At 75.3% G+C, this 18,622-nt stretch carries 12 protein-coding genes and 1 pseudogene; 6 read left to right on the top strand and 7 right to left on the bottom strand.

Going from position 1 to position 18,622, the window contains the following annotated elements; genetic code table 11:
* Window positions 1-135: 135 nt before the first annotated feature.
* From lanKC to AB0C84_RS13710, 4 genes and pseudogenes are all read left to right on the top strand, one after another.
* Complete coding sequence (gene lanKC, locus AB0C84_RS13725) at window positions 136-2,751, top strand: class III lanthionine synthetase LanKC (RefSeq protein ID WP_361065146.1); 2,616 nt, start codon at window positions 136-138, stop codon at window positions 2,749-2,751.
* A gap of 5 nt (window positions 2,752-2,756) precedes the next feature.
* On the top strand, window positions 2,757-2,867 hold the full coding sequence (locus AB0C84_RS13720; protein WP_089315262.1) for a SapB/AmfS family lanthipeptide: 111 nt from the start codon (window positions 2,757-2,759) through the stop codon (window positions 2,865-2,867).
* Between the two features lie 61 nt (window positions 2,868-2,928).
* Window positions 2,929-4,614: an ABC transporter ATP-binding protein gene (locus tag AB0C84_RS13715; RefSeq protein WP_361065143.1), complete on the top strand. Its 1,686-nt coding sequence runs from the start codon at window positions 2,929-2,931 to the stop codon at window positions 4,612-4,614.
* Between the two features lie 800 nt (window positions 4,615-5,414).
* Window positions 5,415-6,077, top strand: a pseudogene (locus tag AB0C84_RS13710) (ABC transporter ATP-binding protein); the annotation flags it as partial.
* A gap of 228 nt (window positions 6,078-6,305) precedes the next feature.
* Here the strand turns inward: AB0C84_RS13710 and AB0C84_RS13705 are convergent.
* Together AB0C84_RS13705 and AB0C84_RS13700 are read right to left on the bottom strand one after the other, a co-directional pair.
* Complete coding sequence (locus AB0C84_RS13705) at window positions 6,306-6,911, bottom strand: response regulator transcription factor (protein ID WP_179847701.1); 606 nt, start codon at window positions 6,909-6,911, stop codon at window positions 6,306-6,308.
* 288 nt (window positions 6,912-7,199) lie between these two features.
* The gene (locus AB0C84_RS13700) at window positions 7,200-8,153 is read right to left on the bottom strand and encodes an ornithine cyclodeaminase family protein (RefSeq protein WP_361065139.1); all 954 of its coding nucleotides are present in this window, start codon (window positions 8,151-8,153) and stop codon (window positions 7,200-7,202) included.
* Window positions 8,154-8,409: 256 nt separating this feature from the next.
* Between AB0C84_RS13700 and AB0C84_RS13695 the strand changes: the two genes are divergently transcribed.
* Together AB0C84_RS13695 and AB0C84_RS13690 are read left to right on the top strand one after the other, a co-directional pair.
* On the top strand, window positions 8,410-9,483 hold the full coding sequence (locus AB0C84_RS13695; protein WP_361065137.1) for a S1 family peptidase: 1,074 nt from the start codon (window positions 8,410-8,412) through the stop codon (window positions 9,481-9,483).
* A 290-nt stretch (window positions 9,484-9,773) separates the two neighbouring features.
* Window positions 9,774-10,829, top strand: coding sequence for a S1 family peptidase (locus AB0C84_RS13690; protein ID WP_339154002.1), 1,056 nt, complete (start codon window positions 9,774-9,776; stop codon window positions 10,827-10,829).
* A gap of 80 nt (window positions 10,830-10,909) precedes the next feature.
* Here the strand turns inward: AB0C84_RS13690 and AB0C84_RS13685 are convergent, their stop codons facing one another.
* The 5 genes from AB0C84_RS13685 to AB0C84_RS13665 form a co-directional block, all read right to left on the bottom strand.
* Window positions 10,910-11,644 (bottom strand): alpha/beta fold hydrolase, encoded by a 735-nt coding sequence (locus tag AB0C84_RS13685; RefSeq protein ID WP_361065133.1) that lies wholly within the window; start codon window positions 11,642-11,644, stop codon window positions 10,910-10,912.
* Entirely contained in the window at window positions 11,641-12,303 is a 663-nt protein-coding gene (locus AB0C84_RS13680) for a GNAT family N-acetyltransferase (protein WP_258943802.1), read from the bottom strand. The genes AB0C84_RS13685 and AB0C84_RS13680 overlap by 4 nt, the downstream gene beginning before the upstream one ends.
* Window positions 12,296-12,505, bottom strand: a complete 210-nt coding sequence (locus tag AB0C84_RS13675) for an MbtH family protein (protein ID WP_179847696.1) — start codon at window positions 12,503-12,505, stop codon at window positions 12,296-12,298. Before AB0C84_RS13675 ends, AB0C84_RS13680 begins: the two co-directional genes overlap by 8 nt.
* A gap of 25 nt (window positions 12,506-12,530) precedes the next feature.
* Entirely contained in the window at window positions 12,531-16,487 is a 3,957-nt protein-coding gene (locus AB0C84_RS13670) for an amino acid adenylation domain-containing protein (protein ID WP_361065130.1), read from the bottom strand.
* Window positions 16,484-18,622 (bottom strand): condensation domain-containing protein (locus AB0C84_RS13665; RefSeq protein ID WP_361065127.1); only part of this gene is annotated, 2,139 nt, incomplete at its 5' end. The genes AB0C84_RS13670 and AB0C84_RS13665, both read right to left, overlap by 4 nt.

Here is an 18,622-nt window from a genome sequence, read left to right as displayed (position 1 = left end):
GAACTAGAACCTGTTTCAATACCGCTGGGACGGGCGGCGCGTGACGGGCGCACACCGGCGGACGGTACATCTTCACGGGTCATTCGTGATGTCCGCTACTGGTCCATTTCCGACATTCCTGTAACTCTTTCTCCAGTGCGTTCCGACAACCGGCGCACGAGGAAGGGGAAACCGGCCGTGGACAAGGGGTACGAGCTTTACTGCCTCGCAGACGAGCTCTTCTACGATGCTCCGCCGGTGACCCGCAGCACCGACTTCGACATCACGCGGCGCGAACTCCCCGCCGGCTGGGAAAAGGTCTTCGGCGACGAATGGGTCGTCTATGTGCCGCCGGTTCAGCGCACCCCGGAGCAGGGCTGGAAAGTGCACGTCTCCGGATGCCTGGAAAGCGCGGAGGAGTCGCTCGCCGGCACGTGGGAGTACTGCGTCGCCCGGGGAATCGAGTTCAAGCACCTGCGCGGCCCGGGAACGCTCCGCAGGCGCAACGCCAAGTACGCGCCGCGCGGCGCGAGCGGGAAGCTCGTCACGATCTATCCCGAGGACGAGCGCGAACTGGCGGAGGTGCTCGCCGGGCTCGGCGCCCGGCTGGAGGGCCTCCCCGGCCCCTACATCCTCAGCGACCTGCGCATCGGCGAGGGCCCGCTGCACGTCCGGTACGGCGGCTTCGCGGAGCGCCGGTGCCTGGACGAGCAAGGGCGGCTCGTGCCCGCGCTGCGCGACGGCTCCGGGGAACTGGTGCCGGACCGGCGCGATCCCGTCTTCTCCGTCCCCGGCTGGGTGCCCCTTCCCGCCTGCCTGGAATCGCATCTCAGGGCACGCGGCGCCACGACGACGACCGATCTGCCCTACCGGATCGACAACGCCCTCCACTTCTCCAACGGGGGCGGCGTATACGCGGCGACCGACACCCGGAGCGGCACGAAGGTGGTCCTGAAAGAAGGGCGCCCCTATGCGGGCCTCGCCGCCGACGGCGCGGACGCGGTGACCCGCCTCCGGCGCGAGCGGGACATTCTGGAAAAGCTCGACGGAATCGAGGGGGTGCCCGCCGTCCTCGACTGGTTCACGCTCGGCGAGCACCATTTCCTGGTCCAGGAGTTCATCGAGGGGCGCACGCTCAACACGTTCTTCGCCGAACGGCACCCGATGCTCGATCCCGAGCCGGATCCCGCGAAGACCGCCGAGTACACCAAGTGGGCGCTGCGCGTCCACGAGGGGGTGGAACGCGTCGTCGCCGCCATCCACGAGCGCGGCGTCGTCTTCAACGACCTGCACATGTTCAACGTGATGGTGCGCCCGGACGACTCGGTCGCGCTGATCGACTTCGAGACGGCGGCGCCCGCGGCCGACGGCGGCCGGCAGACCCTCGCCAACCCCGCCTTCCTCGCCCCGCCCGACCGGCGCGGCGCCGACGTGGACCGCTACAGCCTCGCCTGCCTGCGGCTCGCCCTGTTCGTCCCGCTGACCACGCTGTTCGTGATCGACCGGGGCAAGGCGCGGCAGCTCGCCGACCTGATCGCCGAGAACTTCCCCGTCCCCCGGGCGTTCCTGGACGAGGCGGTCGCGCAGATCGCCCGGGACGCCGCGCCCGCCCCCGCGCCGGCGTTCGCTCCGGACGCCCCCGGCTGGGAGCGCGCCAGGGACGCCCTGGCGCAGGCCATCCTCGAAAGCGCCACGCCCGGGCGCGTCGACCGGCTCTTCCCCGGGGACGTGGAGCAGTTCTCCGGCGCGTCGCTCGGGCTCGCGCACGGCGCCGCAGGCGTCCTGTACGCGCTGGACGCGACGGGCGCCGGCCGGGTCGCGGCCCACGAGGAGTGGCTGGCGGAGCGGGCGTCGAACCCGCGGCGCGGGACCGGGATCGGCCTGTACGACGGCCTGATGGGCGCCGCGTACGTGCTGTCGCGCCTCGGCCACCGGGATGCCGCGCTCACCGCCGTCCGGCACTGCCTGGGCGAACGGTGGGAGCGGCTCGGCGACGACCTCTACGGCGGCCTGCCCGGGTTCGCGCTCGGCCTGGACCATCTCGCCCGCGCGACCGGCGACGTCTTCCTGCGCGAGGCGGGCCGCCGCTGCGTGGAGATCGTGGCCGAGCGGGCGGGCGGAGGGGGCGGCGGGCGTCCGGGCCTCATGTACGGCGGCGCCGGGGCGGCGCTGATGTTCGTCCGCGCCTACGAGCGCGACGGCGACCCCGGACTGCTCGACCTGGCCGCCTCCGCGCTCCGCCGCGACCTCACCGCCTGCGTCACCGACCACAACGGCGCGCTGCACGTCGACCAGGGCGGCCGGGTGCTGCCCTACCTCGGGCGCGGCAGCGTCGGCATCGGCCTCGTCCTGGACGAGTACCTGGCCCACCGTCCCGACGAGCGGTTCGAGGCCGCGCGCGACGCGATCCGCGTCGCCGCGACGTCCCGGTACTACGCGCAGCCGAGCCTGTTCAGCGGGCGTGCCGGGATGCTGCTCTACCTGGCCCGGCACGCCCGGTCGGGCGCCGGCCCGAAGGACGGGGCGCGCGTGGCGGGGCACGTCCGCGACCTCGCCTGGCACGCGCTGCCGTACGCGGGCGGGCTGGCGATGCCGGGCGAGCACATGTACCGGCTGTCGATGGACCTCGCGACCGGCACCGCCGGGGTGCTGCTCGCGCTCGGCGCGGCCCTGCACGACCCGGCCCCCGGACTGCCGTTCTTCGGAACGGCGCACGGACCCTCCGTGGGAACCCCCATGGCGGCCACCTCGATCCAGCCCGAAAGGAGGTGAAGAACATGGCGCTTCTCGACCTTCAGGGGATGGTGAGCGAGAACGGCGGCGGCGGCGGCAACAGCAGCCTCAGCCTGCTCTGCCACAGCTCCCACAGCATCACGATCTGCCTGTGATGACGCTGGCGGCCATGGTCCCCGTGCCGGGGCCATGGCCGTCACCGTGTTTGGAGACCCCATGACCTCCCCTCCCCCGGCGCCCGGCGCGGACCGGCTGCTGGTGCGCGCCGCCGGGCGCGCCCGCGGCTGGACGGCGCTCGTCGCGGCCACGGCGCTGGCGGACGCGGCGGCGGCCGTCCTGCTCCCGTTCGCGCTGGCCCGCGCGATCGACGCGGTCCCGCCGGGCGGGCCCCCGGCCGCGGCCGCGCTGTGGCCCTGCGTCGCGCTGGTCGCGGCGGCCGCCGCGGCGGAGGTGCTGTCGGAGCTCGCGACCGGCTGCGCGGCCGCGCGGGCGACGGCGTGGCTTCGGCACGCGCTCGTCCGGCATCTGCTGGCGGCGGGCCCCGCGCCGCGCGTCCCGCCGGGGGACGTCGCCGGGCGCATGGTGGGCGGCGCGGCCGAGGCGGGCACGGCGCCCGCCGCCGCGACCGAGGCCGCGGCGGGGCTGCTGCCGGCCGCCGGGGCGCTCGCGGCCCTCGTCCTCGTCGACTGGCGGGTCGCGGCGGCGATCGCGGCCGCGCTGCCGGCCGTGGCGCTGCTGATGCGCGCGTTCGTCCGCGACATCACCGCGTCCGCGCACCGCTACCTCACCGTCCAGGGCACGATCGCGGGCCGCCTCGCCGAGGCCCTCGCCGGGACCCGGACGATCGCCGCCGCCGGCACAACCGAACGCGAGGCGGCGCGCATCCTGCGGCCCCTCCCCGGCCTGCGCGCGGAGGGCGAGGCGATGTGGCGGGTGCAGGGCGGCATCGCGGCGCGCGGCCTGCTGGCGCTGCTGCTCCTCCAGGTCGCGGCCGTCGGGATCGCCGGCGCCGAGCTCGCGGCGGGCCGCCTCACGCCGGGCGAGCTGGTCGCGACCGTCCAGTACGCGGGGCTCGCCGCCGGGTTCGGGCCCGTCCTCACCCAGCTGCTCCGCCTCGGCCGCGCCCGCGCCGGCGCCCGCCGCGCCGCGGAGATCCTGGCGTGGCCCGCGCGGCGCCACGGCACCGCCGACGCCCCGCCGGGCCCCGGCCGCCTGGAGTTCCGCGGGGTCTCGGTCCCCGGCGCGCTGGACGGCCTGGACCTCACCGTCCCCGGCGGCCGGGCCGTGGCCGTCGTGGGGAATGCCGGCTCCGGCGCCGACGCGCTCGCCGCGCTCGCCGGGCGGCTGGCCGACCCCGACCGCGGCGAGGTGCGGCTGGACGGCACGCCGCTGCCCCGCCTCGGCCGGGCCGCGCTGCGCCGCGAGATCGGCTACGCCTTCGCCCGGCCCGCGCTGTTCGGCGCGACCGTCCGCGACGCCATCGCCTTCGGCCCCTCCCGCCCGCCGGACGACCGGCTGCGCGAGGCGGCGCGGGCCGCCCGCGCCGACGGCTTCGTCCGCCGCCTCCCGCAGGGCTACGACACCCCGCTCGCGGAGGCGCCGCTGTCGGGCGGGGAGCTGCAGCGCGTGGGCCTGGCCCGCGCGTTCGCCCACGCCGGGCGCGTCCTCGTCCTGGACGACGCGACCTCCAGCCTCGACACCGTGACCGAGGTGCAGATCACCGACGCGCTGCTCGACCGGTTCGCCGGCCGGACCCGCCTCATCGTGGCCCGCCGCGCCTCCACCGCCGCCCGCGCCGACCTGGTCGTCTGGCTCGACGGGGGCCGCGTCCGCCGGGTCGCCCCCCACGCGGCCCTCTGGCCCGACCCCGACTACCGCGCGGTCTTCGGGAGCCCGGCGTGATCGGGAGGCGGGAGGCGGCGCGGGTCGTGTGGCGCGGCGCCGGGGACGCCGTCCGGGCGCGCCCGCGGGCGGTGGCGCGGGCCGCCTGGTGGTCGGCGGTGGAGGCCGTGCCCACGGCGGTGTTCGGGCGGGCCGTCGGGGAGGCCACCGACGCGTTCCGGGCGGGACGCACGTCCGGCGCGGTCGCCTGGCTCGGCGTGCTCACCGTGTCGGCGCTGGTGGGGGCGGTCGGCGCCCGGCGGCTGTATCCGGCGCTGGCGGCGATCGTGGAGCCGTTCCGGGACGACCTGGTCCGGCGGGTCGCGACGGGGGCGCTGCACCGGTCGCTGCGGGGACGGCCCGACACGGGCGCCGTCGCGCGGCTCACCCACCAGGTGGAGATCGTCCGGGACACGTTCGGGGGGCTGCTCGTCGTCGCGCGCGGTTTCGTGTTCACGGCCGGGGCGGCGCTGCTCGGGCTGGCGGCGACGACGCCGGAGGTGGCGGCGCTGGTGCTGCCGCCGCTCGTGTTCGGGCTTGCGCTGTTCGGGGCGGTGTTCGGGAGGGCGGCCGCGCGGCAGCGCGAGCTCGTCGTCGGCGAGGAGGAGATCGCCGAGCGGACCACCGCGCTGGCCGCCGGGCTGCGGGACGCCGCCGGGTGCGGCGGCGAGGACCTGCTGCGGGCGGAGCTGGGCGCGGCGGTGGAGGCGCAGGCGGCGGCCGGGCGCGCGGTGGCGCGGCTCGCGGCGGTGCGCGCCGTCGCGCTGGCGGTGAGCGGCTGGCTGCCGCTGCTGCTGGTCCTCGCGGCGGCGCCGTGGCTGATGCGGCGCGGCGCCACGGCGGGGACGGTGATCGGCGCGCTGGCCTACGTCCTGCACGGGCTGCAGCCGGCGCTGCGCACGCTCGTGCACGGGATGGGCGGCAGCGGCCTGCGGCTGGCGGTGACGCTCGGCCGCATCCTGGAGACGGCCGCGCCGGACGCGCCCGTCCCGCCCGCGGCCGCCGAGCCCGTGCCGGGGGCGCCGGCGGTGGAGCTGCGCGGCGTGACGTTCGCCTACGGGGACGGCGCGCGGCCCGTGATCGAAAACCTGGACCTGGTCGTCCCGCACGGCGACCACCTGGCCGTGGTGGGGCCGAGCGGGATCGGCAAGTCGACGCTCGCCGCGCTGATCGCCGGGCTGGCCGCGCCCGGGGCGGGCGAGGTGCTGGTCGAGGGGCGGCCGGCGGGCGACCCGGGCCGCCGGGTGCTGGTCCCGCAGGAGGCCTACGTCTTCAGCGGGACCCTGCTCGACAACCTCGCCTACCACGCGCCGGACGCCGGGCCGCGGGAGGCGGGCCGGGCCGTGGACGCGCTCGGCCTCGCGCCGCTCGTCCGCGACCTCGGCGGCTTCGGGGCGCGGCTGGAGCCGGACGCGCTGACCGAGGCGCAGCGGCAGTGCGTCGCGCTGTGCCGGGCCTACCTCGCGCCGCAGCCCCTCGTCATCCTGGACGAGGCCGCGTACCGGCTCGACCCGGCCGCCGAGGCGCGGATGGAGGAGGCGTTCGCGCGGCGGCCCGGCACGCTGGTCGTCATCGCGCACCGGATCAGCTCGGCGATGCGCGCCCGCCGCGTCCTGGTGCTGGACGGGACCCGCGCCCACCTCGGGCGGCACGCGGACCTGCCCGCGGTGTGCCCGCTGTACCGGGACCTGATCGGCCGCTGGGAGGAGGGCTCACAGCCACCCGGCGTCCTCGGCGATCCGGATGGCCTGGACCCGGTTCTCGGCGCCGATCTTGCGGTTGATGCGGGAGAGGTGGTTGCGGACGGTGCCGATCGTCAGGACGAGGTCCTCGGCGATCCGCGCGGCGGACGCGCCCCGTGACGCCAGGGTGAGGACCTCGATCTCCCGTTCGGTGAGCGGGCTCTGAGCCGAGCCCAGTTCGGTGAAGGCCATCTCGGGGTCGATGACGCGCGCGCCCTCGGCCGCCCGCCTGATCGCGTCCATGAGCTCGCCCGGCGAGGTGTCCTTGAGCACGAGCCCGGCCGCCCGCGCGGCCACCGCGCGCCGCAGGTCGCCCGTCCGGCAGCGGCCCGCCATGAGGACGGTGCGGCACTCGGGGACGGCCTCGCGTAACGCGCGCGCCGCGGTGAAGCCGTCCAGTCCCGGCAGCCCGACGTCGATCAGCGCGACGTCGGGCCGCCGTCTGCGCGCCGTGCGGAGCACCTGATCGCCCGAGCCGACCGCCGCCACCACGTCGAGATCCTTCACCCGGTCGAACAGCGCGACCAGCCCGCCGCGCAAGAGGGGTGCCCCCTCGGCGAGCAGAATCCGAATCATTTTCGTCTCCAACACGGCCACCCGTCCGCGACCTGAGAAAGGAACAATCATCGAACGCGCTTCACTGCGAAGTCAGGGCGGCCGGCGAGAAGCGATACCGGGGATTCGGTCGGTGCAAAATCGAACTTTCATTGGGTCACCTTCGACAGGCCTCACGACTACTAAAGTCTTACCGGATGGAGCCAACACTATTCACTGCGTCATTGTAAAGAACACCGGGAAAACCAGGAATCCAGCGATGGGTATTCCGCCAATTCGCGGTCGTACACCTGATGGGCCGGAACCGGTTCAGGCGAGGAAATCGAAACCCTCGCCCACGCCCGCGGCGCGGGCCGCGGTGTAGGCCGTCCAGCTCAGCGCGAGGTCCTGCCAGGGCAGCCCGACGGGCGCGTAGACCGTGATCTCGCCGTCCCGCACCCGGCCGGGCACCTGGCCGCACATCAGGTCGCGCAGCGTCCCGGCGGCGTGCTCGACGTCCAGGCCCGCGCCCGCCAGCACGCCCATCTCGACGGCCAGGTGGACGTCGTCGACGACGACGCGGGCGCCCTCCAGCAGGTCGGCGCCCAGTTCGGCCTTGCCGGGCTGGTCCGCGCCGAGCGAGGTGAGGTGCGTCCCGGGGGCCACGTCGGCGGCGTGCAGCAGGGGGCGGCGCGCCCAGGTCGCCAGCACGGCGATCCCGGCGTCGTGGACGGCGGCGCGCGGGTCCGGCGCCACGGTCGCGGGCGCCTCCAGCCGGGCGCCGTGCCGCGCGGCGAAGTCCGCGGCGCGGGCGGCGTCCAGGTCGAACACGGTGAGGCCGCGCACCTCCCGCAGTTCGCTCAGGCCCCGCATGACCAGTTCGGCCTGCGCGCCCGCACCGATCACCGCGACCTCGCCGGCGGCGGGACGCGCCAGGGCGTGGGTGCCGAGCGCGGCGGCCAGACCGGTGCGCCAGGCCGTCACGGTCGCCGAGTCCAGCAGGGCCAGCAGCTCGCCGGTCGCCAGATCGTGCAGGCAGACGACGCCGCGCAGCGCCGGGCGGCTGCCGGGGAACTTGGCGTTCACCTTGACCGTGTAGGCGGGGATCCCCTCGATCACGCCGGGGATCAGCGCCGTCGCGGTGCCCTGCCCCGGCAGCTCGGTGATCACCCGGCGGGCGGCGGTTCCGCCGTCCCCGGCCGTGAAGCCGCGGCGCAGGGCGTCCAGGCAGGGGGCGGGTTCGAGCAGCGACTCAAGGATGGAACGGGCCAAAAGGAGCGTCACCGAACCATCCTCCCGCGCCCCCGAGGGCGGAGTCACCCCCGGGAGGGCACCTCGATTGGACCTACCGCCCGGCCCGAAACCAGCCAAACGGACAGTCCTCCCCGAGGATCGACCACGGAACCCGCACCCATTGTGACAATCCGTAGATGGTCGATTGGTCACTTTCTCGCCTTACATGGGCGTTCAGGAATCTTCCAGCATGACCCGTGACCTCCGGCGCGCCATTCGGGCGCGCCCAATCCCCCCTGGAGGCATAGTGAAGATCCGTCCCAACCGCGTCCGCGGAGCCGCCGCCGCCACGGCGGCGGCCGGGCTCGTGGCGACCGCACTGGCCGCCGCCCCCGCCGCGAACGCGACCCTCGACGCGCCCGGCGGGCGCGCCACCGCCCCGGCCGACACCGGCGGGGTGGCCGCGAAGCTGGCGCAGCGGCTCGGCGACCGCAGCGCCGGCGCCTACGTGGACCAGGCCACGAGGAACCTGGTCGTCACGGTCACCGACGCCAAGGCCGCGCAGGCGGTCCGGGCGGCCGGGGCCGTGCCGAAGAGCGTCACGCGCAGCGGCGCGGACCTGAAGAAGGTCATGGCCGCGCTCAAGCGCGACGCGACCGTCCCGGGCACCGCCTGGGCCGTGGACCCGGCCGCCAACCAGGTCGTCCTCACCATGGACAGCACGGTCAAGGGAGCCAGGCTGACCAAGGTGCGCGGCGCCGCGACCAAGCAGGGCGCGGCCGTGCGCACCACGCGGGTCGCCGGGAAGTTCCGCACGTTCACCGCGGGCGGCGACCCCATCTACACCGGCGGCGCCCGGTGCTCACTGGGCTTCAACGTCAAGAAGGGAAGCGAGTACTACTTCCTCACGGCGGGGCACTGCACCGAGGCGGGCTCCACGTGGACCGACGAGTCGGGAGGCACGCTCGGCGGCAACGCCGGGAGCAGCTTCCCCGGCAACGACTACGGCCTCGTCAAGTACGCCGCCGCCCCTGAGGACACGCAGGGCGGCGTCACGGTCAACGGCCAGTTCCAGGACATCACCGGCGCCGCGGAGGCCACGGTCGGCGAGACCGTGACCCGCAGCGGCAGCACCACCGGCGTCCACGACGGGCAGGTCACCGCGCTCGACCAGACGGTGAACTACCAGGAGGGCAGCGTCAGCGGCCTCATCCAGACGACGGTGTGCGCCGAGCCGGGCGACAGCGGCGGCCCGCTGTTCGCCGGGGCCGGCGCGGTCGGGCTGACCTCGGGCGGCAGCGGCGACTGCTCGTCCGGCGGCGTCACGTTCTTCCAGCCCGTGACCGAGCCGCTGTCGGAGTTCGGGGTCGAGATCTACTAGCGGCCCCTCGGCGGCCCGCCCGAGCTCCCAGGCGGCGGGAGGCCTCGCGAGTTTCGGCCCCGGCCCTTTCCGCCTTTCCGGCGGAAAGGGCCGGGGCCGAACTTCGTTCTCACCCGGCGGGCGGCGGTTGGTATTGCCGGACTGACCACGCACGCCGCCCCGAGAGTGCCAACGGGAACGTGCCGAATTGGTCACCTTCTGCGTCTTACGTCCGCCTTGACGGTTCTTACACCATGTCGATGACCTCCGGCGCACCACACGGGTGCGCCCTATCCCCCGTGGAGGCACAAGTGAAGATCCGTCACAGGCGCGTCCGCGCCGCGGCCGTCACCACGACCGCGGCCGGCCTGGTGGCCGCCACCCTGGCCACCGCTCCCACCGCGTCCGCGGCACCGGCGGCCCCCGCCGCCCCCGCCGCTCCCGGCGACGTCGCCACGTCCCTGGCGCACCAGCTCGGAACCCGCAGCGCGGGCTCCTACATCAAGGACGGCAAGCTGGTCGTCACGGTCACCGACGCGCAGGCCGCCCAGGCCGTGCGCGCCGCGGGCGCGGTGCCGCGGACCGTCGCGCGCAGCGGCGCGGACCTGAAGAAGGTCGAGGCCGCCCTCAAGCGCGAGGCGACCGTCCCGGGCACCGCCTGGGCCGTCGACCCGGCGAGCAACCAGGTCGTCCTCAGCGTGGACGGCACGGTCAAGGGCGCGCGGCTCGAGAAGGTGCGCGCGGCCGCGAGCAGGCAGGGCGCGGCGGTCCGCACCGAGAGCGTCGCCGGGAAGTTCCAGACGCTCACCCGGGGCGGCGAGGCCATCTACACCGGCGGCGCCCGGTGCTCGCTGGGCTTCAATGTCAGGAGGGGCGGCGGCTACGCCTTCATCACGGCCGGGCACTGCACCAACATCGGCTCGACCTGGACCGACAGCTCCGGCCGGACGCTGGGCCGCACCGCCGGCAGCAGCTTCCCCGGCAACGACTACGGCATCGTCACGTACTCCTCGACGCCCACCGACACGCAGGGCTCGGTCAGCCTGTACAGCGGCACCCGCGACATCACCAGCGCCGGGAACGCCGCGGTCAACCAGACCGTGTACCGCAGCGGCAGCACCACCGGCCTGCACAGCGGCCGGGTCACCGCCCTCAACCAGACGGTGAACTACCAGGAGGGCAGCGTCAGCGGCCTCATCCGCACCACGGTGTGCGCCGAGCCGGGCGACAGCGGCGGCTCCCTGTTCGCCGGGAACACCGCGCTCGGCCTGACCTCGGGCGGCAGCGGCAACTGCTCCTCGGGCGGGACGACGTTCTTCCAGCCCATCACCGAGCCGCTGTCGGTGTACGGCGCGTCCGTCTACTAGACGACCTCAGGAGGCTCCCCCTTCGGGGACGGGCCGCCCCCACCACGGACTCCCGTGGGGGGGGGCGGCCCGTCCGCGCGTCAGACGGCGGGGACCTCCAGGGTCCGCAGGACCTCGGCGAGCACGGCGGGCCGCTGGTCGGCCAGGTAGAAGTGCCCGCCGGGCAGCACCCTGAGCGCGAACCGCCCGCTGGTGGCGCGCGCCCAGCCGCGGGCCTGCTCCTCGTCCACGTGCGGGTCGGCGTCCCCGATGATCGCGGTGACCGGGGCGGTCAGCGGCGGCCCGGGCCGGTGCGCGTACTCCTCGACCAGCGTGAAGTCGTTGCGGACGTACGGCAGCACGAGCTCGCGCAGCTCCGGATCGGCCAGCAGCTCGGCGTCGGTCCCGCCGAGCCGCGCCAGCTCGGCGACGAGGCCGTCGTCGTCCTTGTCGCGGATGCGCTCGTCGCCCCGGTCGTCGGGCGGGCGGGCCCCGGACGCGAACACGTGCACCGGGGCGGTGCCCCGCTCCTCCAGCAGCCGCGCCACCTCGTAGGCGAGGACGGCGCCCATGCTGTGCCCGAACAGCGCGGCGGGCCGGTCCATCAGCGGCGCCATCGCCCCCGCGATGAGCCGGGCGAGCTGGTGCGCGTCGGTGACGAACGCGTCCGCCATCCGGTCGGCGCGCCCCGGGTACTGGACGGACTGCACCTCGACGGCCGGGCCGGCCTCCTTGGCCCACGACCGGTAGAACACCGCCGACCCGCCCGCGTGCGGTAGGCAGAACAGCCGCATCGACGCCCAGGGGCGCGTCTCGGGGCAGCGGAACCAGGTCACGTGATCAACTCCTCCTCCTCGTGCCGGCGGGACGCCGCGCGGGGGTCGCGCGGCAGCGGCCACGGCGCGACCCGCGGGTCCGGCACGAGCTTCGGCGCGGTGCTCTCCGCCGCCACCTTAAAGCCCCGCCGCCGGTAGTTGGCGATGGCGTTCGGATGGTCGAGGCTGCTGGTGCGCAGCCACACCCGCGCCGCGGGCCCGCTGGTGAGGGCCCACAGCTCGCCGCGCTGCCAGGCGCGGCGGGTGCACTGCTCGACGAGGTAGCCGCCGTAGCCGCGCCCGACGAACGCGGGGGTGAGCCCCACCAGGTGGATCTCGGTGTCGCCGCCGGGCTGCGCCTCGATCTCGAAGAAGCCGGCGATGGTGCCCTCGGCCATGGCGATCCACGTGGACAGCTCCGGGCGCTCCACCCAGGCCCGCCACCGCTCCCATGTCCACGGGAAGCGGTCGGTCCAGCAGACGCGGGCGCCGACGGTCGCGTACAGGGCGCGGCTGACGTCCGGGGACGGCACCCCGGCGAGGGTGAACGTCATCTCGACGCCCGGCAGCGGCGCTGGACGCAGGTCGGCGGCGTCCAGCATCTCCATCTCCCACTCGGTGACCGAGGGGATCCGCAGATGTGCGGTCTCCGGATGCGGCCCCGAGCCCGCCTCACTCACCCATGGCCTCGATGAGGCTCTTCGGCCGCATGTCCGTCCAGTTCTCGTTGACGAAGTCGAGGCACGCCTGGCGGGTGTCCTCGTCCTTGGCCACCGTCCAGCCGGCGGGGACCTCCGCGAACGACGGCCACAGCGAGTGCTGGCCCTCGCCGTTGACGAGCACGAGGTAGGTGCCGTCGGGGTCCTCGAAGGGGTTCGACATGGGTTGTTCCTTTCCGTGCCTGGCTTCAGTGGTCCCGCGTTCCGCTGTGCAGTTTGTCGAGCCTGGCGGCCAGGACGGCGCCCATCTCGGCGGCCGGGCCGGGGTCCAGGAGCAGGTGGTGCTCGGCGTCGACCGGGTAGTCCTCGATCTCGCCCTCCACGAGCGGGCCCCAGTTGGCCCGCCCGGTGGGCGACTCGCCGGTGCGGCCCTGGAGGGCGGTGAAGAACACCAGGTCGCCGCGGAACCGTCCCGGCCGGTACTCCTCGGCCTGCCGGAGCCCGTTCTCGTAGTTGCGGTAGACGTTGACGAGGTCGTCCTCGCCGAGGGTGGCGAGGGCGTCGTCGCGGTCGGCGAGGATCCCCATGATCTGCTGCATGTCGGGGTCGCCGTCCGGGGCGATCGCCGCGGCGTCGACGCCGATGCCCTGGAGCAGCTCGTGCAGGATCTTCCGCTCGTCCCCCGCGAGGTCCTGGCCGTGGTAGGAGTCGATGAGCGCGAGCAGCCCGACGGTCTCGCCAGCGGCCTGGAGCCGGACGGCCATCTCGTAGGCGACGAGGCCGCCGAGGGACCAGCCCACGAGGTGGTAGGGCCCGGCCGGCCGGACGGACCTGATCTGCTCCAGGTAGTCCGCGGCCATCTCCGCGACCGACTCCGGCAGGTCGGACCTCGTGAACGCGCGGGCCTGGAGCCCGTAGACCGGCTGGTCGGGCCCGAGGTGCCGCTGAAACTGCAGGTAGGGCCAGGCGAGGCCGCCGGCGGGGTGGACGAAGAACACCGGCGGGCGGGATCCGGACGTCCGGATGGGGAGCAGCACCTCGAAGCCGATCCGGTCGTCCGGGTCGCCGACCCTGGCGAGCGCCTCGACGGTCTGGTGGGTGAACACGTCGCGGGGCGTCAGCTCGACGCCGGCCTGCCGGGCGCGGGTGGAGAGCCTCAGCGCGGCGATGCTGTCGCCGCCGAGGTCGAAGAAGCTGACGTCGGCGGCGACCCGGTCGAGGCCGAGGACGTCGGCGACGATCCCGCACAGCCGCTCCTCCTCCGGGGTGCGCGGGTCGCGGCCGCCGGCGGCGCCGGCGTAGTCGGGGGCGGGCAGGCTGCGCCGGTCGAGCTTGCCGGTCGGGCCGACGGGGAACGTGTCCAGTCCGACGAACGCGGCGGGCACCATGTACTCGGGCAGCCGCGCCCGGACGAACTCGCGCAGGCCGGCCAACGGCCGCCCCCCGCCCGCCTCCTCCGGGGAGCCGTGGCCCCCGGGGGACAGCGCGGGCGCGATGACGTAGGCGACGAGGGCCTTGGCGCCGGACGCCTCCTCGCGGGCGATCACGGCCACGTTGGCGACGTCCGGGTGCGCGGCGACCGCCGCCTCGACCTCGCCCAGCTCGATCCGGAATCCGCGGATCTTGACCTGGAGGTCGGCGCGGTCGACGTACTCCAGGTTCCCGTCGGGCCGCCACCGCATGAGGTCGCCGGTCCGGTACATGCGCTCGCCCGGCGCGCCGAACGGGTCGGCGACGAACCGCTCGGCGGTGAGCGCGGGCCGCCGCAGGTAGCCGCGGGCGACGCCGGCGCCCGCGAGGTAGGCCTCGCCGACGACGCCGGGCGGGACGGGGCGCAGCCCCTGGTCCAGCACGTACACGCGCATGTCGTCGTAGGGCCGGCCGAGCACGGGCGTGCGCTCCGCCGGGTCGGCGAGGGGCCCGCGCAGCGGCGCGGCGGTCGCGTACGTGGTGGCCTCGGTGGGCCCGTACATGTGGACGACCTCGGTGTCCGGGCAGGCGGCGAGGACCTTGCGCATCACGGCGGGCGACCCGGCCTCCCCGCCGGTCAGCACCTCGCGGAGCCGGGCGAAGGCGTGCGGGCGCTCCTCGCCGACCAAATTGAACAGGGTGGTGGTGAGGAAGGCGGCGGTGAGGTCCTCGGTCTCGACGATCTCCTGGAGGGTCGCGCCGTCGAGGGGGCCGGGGGGCGCGAAGACGGCGGTGCCGCCGTTCAGCAGCGGCGTCCACAGCTCGTAGGTCGACGCGTCGAACGCGTGCGAGGAGTGGACGAGGACCCGTTCGTGGGCGCCGCCCCGGAGCCGGCCGTCGGTGACGAGGTCGACGGCGTCGCGGTGCGTCACCATGACGCCCTTCGGCAGGCCGGTGGAACCGGAGGTGAAGAACACGCAGGCGAGCCGGCCGGGGAGGCACGGCACGCCCGGGTCGGTGTCCGGCGCGCCGGCGAGGTCCGGGTCGTCCACGGCGACGATCCGCGCGGCGGTGCCGAGGGCGGCGGCCTTGCCGCGCATGGGGCCGTCGACGAGCAGGACGGGCGCGCCGACCTCGCCGATCGCCCACGCGATCCGCTCCGGCGGCTGGCCGGGGTGGAGGGGCGCGTAGGCTCCGCCCGCCTTGAGGACCGCCAGGGACGCGACGGCGACGTCGGCGGACCGTTCGAGCAGGAGCGCGACGCACGTCTCCGGGCGGACGCCCAGTTCGATCAGCCGGTGCGTCAGCCGGTTCGCGCGCGCGTCCAGTTGCGCATAGGTGATCGACTCGCCCGCCGCGCGGACGGCGGTCGCGTCCGGGGTCTTCGCGCACTGCGCGGCGAACCGGCCGGTGAGGGTGCCGGGGGCGCGGCCCGTCCCGGTCCCCTGCCAGTTCCGCAGGACGTCGTCGCGTTCCCCGTCGTCCAGGACGGGGACACGGCCGAGGGGCAGGTCCGGCCGGTACGCGACGGCGTCCAGGACGCGCAGGAGGCGCCGCATCAGCCGCTCGGCGTCGTCCGGGCCGAACAGGTCGGGGCGGTGGTCGACGCGCAGGGACAGGCGGCGGCCGGGGACGGCGGCGAACGTCAGCGGGTAGTGGGTGGCGTCGTACCCGTCCACGTCGCGGAGGGTCAGCCCGCCGAGGTCGGCTCCGGCGGCGTCCGGGTCGAACGGGTAGTTCTCCAGGACCGTCATCGTGTCGAACAGCGTCCCGGCGCCGGTGAGGCGCTGGATGTCGGCGAGGCCGAGGTGGTGGTGCGGCATCAGCGCGGCCTGCTCGTCCTGGAGGCGGGTGAGCGCCTCGGCGACGGTGTCGGCGGGGCGGACGCGGACGCGGATCGGCAGCGTGTTGATGAACAGGCCGACCATCTGCTCGACGCCGGGGAGCTCCGGCGGGCGGCCCGACACGGCGGCGCCGAACACCACGTCGCTCGCGCCCGTGAGGCCGCTGAGCAGCGTCGCCCAGGCGAGCTGCACGACCGTGTTCAGGGTGACGCCCTGGGCGCGGGCGCGCGCGTTGAGCGCGGCGGTGAGCTCCTCGGTGAGGCGGGTCCGGACGCGCCCGGGCGTGCCGTCGCCGTCGCCCGGTTCGGGCGCGCCGGGCGCGACGAGCGTGGGCTCGTGGACACCGTCGAGGGCGCGGCGCCAGGCGTCCTCCGCGGCGGCGCGGTCCTGCTTCGCGAGCCAGGCCAGGTAGTTCTTGTAGGGGGTGACGCGCGGCATGCCGGTGTCGTCGCCCCTGGTGAGGTAGAGCGCGAACAGCTCGGTCTGCAGGACGGGCGTGGACCAGCCGTCCAGCAGGATGTGGTGGTTGGTGAAGACCATGCGGTGCAGGCCGTCCTCCAGCCTGATGAGCATGAACCGCAGCAGCGGCGGCTTGGCCATGTCGAACGGGCGGGCGCGTTCGGCGGCGGCCAGTTCGCGGGCCCTGGTCTCGCGTTCGGGTCCGGGCAGGGCGGACAGGTCCTCGTCCTGCCACGGCAGCCGCACCATGCGGTGGACGACCTGGACCGGGGAACCCTCCTTGCGCTGCCGGAACCCGGCCCGCAGGTTCGCGTGCCGCCGCAGGAGGGCCGCCGCGGCGGCCTTCAGCGCGTCCGCGTCCAGCGGGCCGCGCAGGTCGAGCACGATCTGCGCGGTGTAGACGTCGTGACCGGAGTCGTAGAGGGCGTGGAAGAACAGCCCCTCCTGCAACGGGGACAGCGGGAGGATGTCCTCGAGCTGCGACTTGCTCACTCCGGCTCCCATTCGCCGTCGAGCTCGGCGGCGAGCTCGTCGATCTCGTCCTGGCTGACGTCCACCAGGGAAAGGTCCGAGGGGGTGAACCCGCCGACGGGGCCCTCGGCGGCACCGCCGGCGACGTGCGCGACGAGGCCGCGCAGCGCCGCGAACCACCGGCCGGCGAGGTCCTCGATCGCGGCGCCGTCGAACAGGCCGCCGGCCCACGTCCACGTCGCGGACAGTTCGGGGCCGCCCGGCAGGTCGCGGGTGTGCGCGTTGACCTCGACGGCGTGGACGAGGCCGAGCGCGGCGTCCTGGCCGGTGCCGAGGGCGTCGCTCTCGGCCTGGTCCGCCGGCCCCCAGTCGGTGGCCTCGGGGGCGGCGGAGCGGCCGAGGTAGTTGAACGCGAGCTGCGGGTGCGCGCGCAGCCGCTCGCCGGTCGCGGGGTTGAGATGGCGGAGCAACCCGTACCCGATGCCGTTGTCGGGGATCTCGCGCAGCTGCTCCTTGACCCGCTTGAGGGCGGTGCCCACGGCCTGGCCGCCCTCGCGGACGTCGGCGGGCTCGACCAGGCCGGCGTCGAGGCGCACCGGGTGGATGGAGGTGAACCAGCCGGCGGTGCGGGACAGGTCGACGCCGGGGACGATCTCCTCGCGGCCGTGCCCTTCGAGGTCGATGAGGACGGCCGTCTCCTCGGACGTGCCGCGCTCGCGCCGCCATTCGGCGACGGCGAGGGCGAGCCCGGTGAGCAGCACGTCGTTGACCCGCCCGTGGAAGGCGGCCGGGACCTCGGTGAGCAGCGGGCCGGTCACGTCGGCGGGCAGGCCGAGGGTGAGGTGCCGGGCCGTCCCGAACGTGTCGGCGGCCGGGTCCAGCGGGCGGGCGCCGAGAACGGGGTCGGGGGTGGCGAGGACGTCCTCCCAGAGCGGCAGCTCCGCCGTGCGGGCGGGGTCGGACGCCTCGGCGGCGAGGCGCTGCGCCCAGCGGCGGAACGAGGTCGGGACGGGGTCCAGCGCTCTTCCGGCCCACGCGGTGACCAGGTCGGGCAGCAGGATCCGCCAGGAGACGCCGTCCACGGCCAGGTGGTGGAGGGTGAGCAGGAGGCGGCCGGACGCCGCGGGGCCCGCGTCGAACCAGACGAGCCGCGCCATGATCCCGGCGGCCGGGTCGAGGGCGCGGCGGGCGGCCTCCGCCTCGGCGGCGAGCACGGCGCGCAGGTCCGCGGCGCCGAGTCCGGCGACGTCCACGCGGCGGACGAGGGGCGCGGCGTCGACGGCGCCGGGCTCGGCGACCTCGAACTCGGCGCCGGTCACCCGGAGGCGGAGCATGTCGTGGTGGTCCAGGACGGCCTGGAGCGCGCCGGTCAGCCGGCCGGCGCCGAGGCCGGGCGGCACCTGGAGCAGCATGCGCTGGCTGTAGCCGTCCACGGGGCCGCGCAGCTCCTGGAACCAGTGCATGATCGGGGTGGCCGGGACGCGGCCGATGCCCGCGCCGGGCGCCTCCGCTTCGGTCCGTTCGCCTTCGCCGACCGGGCGGGCGGTCGCGGCCAGTTCCTCGACGGTCTGGTGCTGGAACACGTCGCGCGGGGTGATGACCAGGCCGGACTGGCGGGCGCGCGAGACGAGCTGGATCGCGATGATCGAGTCGCCGCCCAGGTCGAAGAACCCGTCGTCGATCCCGACCCGCTCCAGGCCGAGAACTTCGGCGAACAGGCGGGCGAGGGTCTCCTCCTCCGCGGTGCGCGGGGCACGCGACGACGCCCTGGCCGCGAAGTCCGGCGCGGGCAGCGCATCGCGGTCCAGCTTGCCGTTGGAGGTCAGCGGCAGGGCGTCCAGCTCCACGACCGCCGCCGGGACCATGTGGTCGGGGAGCGACTTCGCGGCGAAGCGGCGCAGCTCGGCGGTGTCGGCGCCCGACGCGACGACGTAGGCGACGAGGCGCTCGTCGCGGACGATCACCGCGACGTCGGAGACGGCGTCGTGCCTGGTCAGTACGGCCTGGATCTCGCCCGGCTCGATCCGGAAGCCGCGCAGCTGCACCTGCTGGTCACCGCGACCGAGGTACTCGAGCGTCCCGTCACGGCGCCAGCGGCCCAGGTCACCCGTCCGGTACATCCGGGCACCGGGCACACCGTGCGGGTCAGCGACGAA

Origin of the sequence: Actinomadura sp. NPDC048955 (genome assembly GCF_040649435.1) — a bacterium.
Lineage (GTDB): Bacteria > Actinomycetota > Actinomycetes > Streptosporangiales > Streptosporangiaceae > Spirillospora > Spirillospora luteofluorescens.
This window is presented reverse-complemented; position numbering and strand designations above follow the sequence as displayed.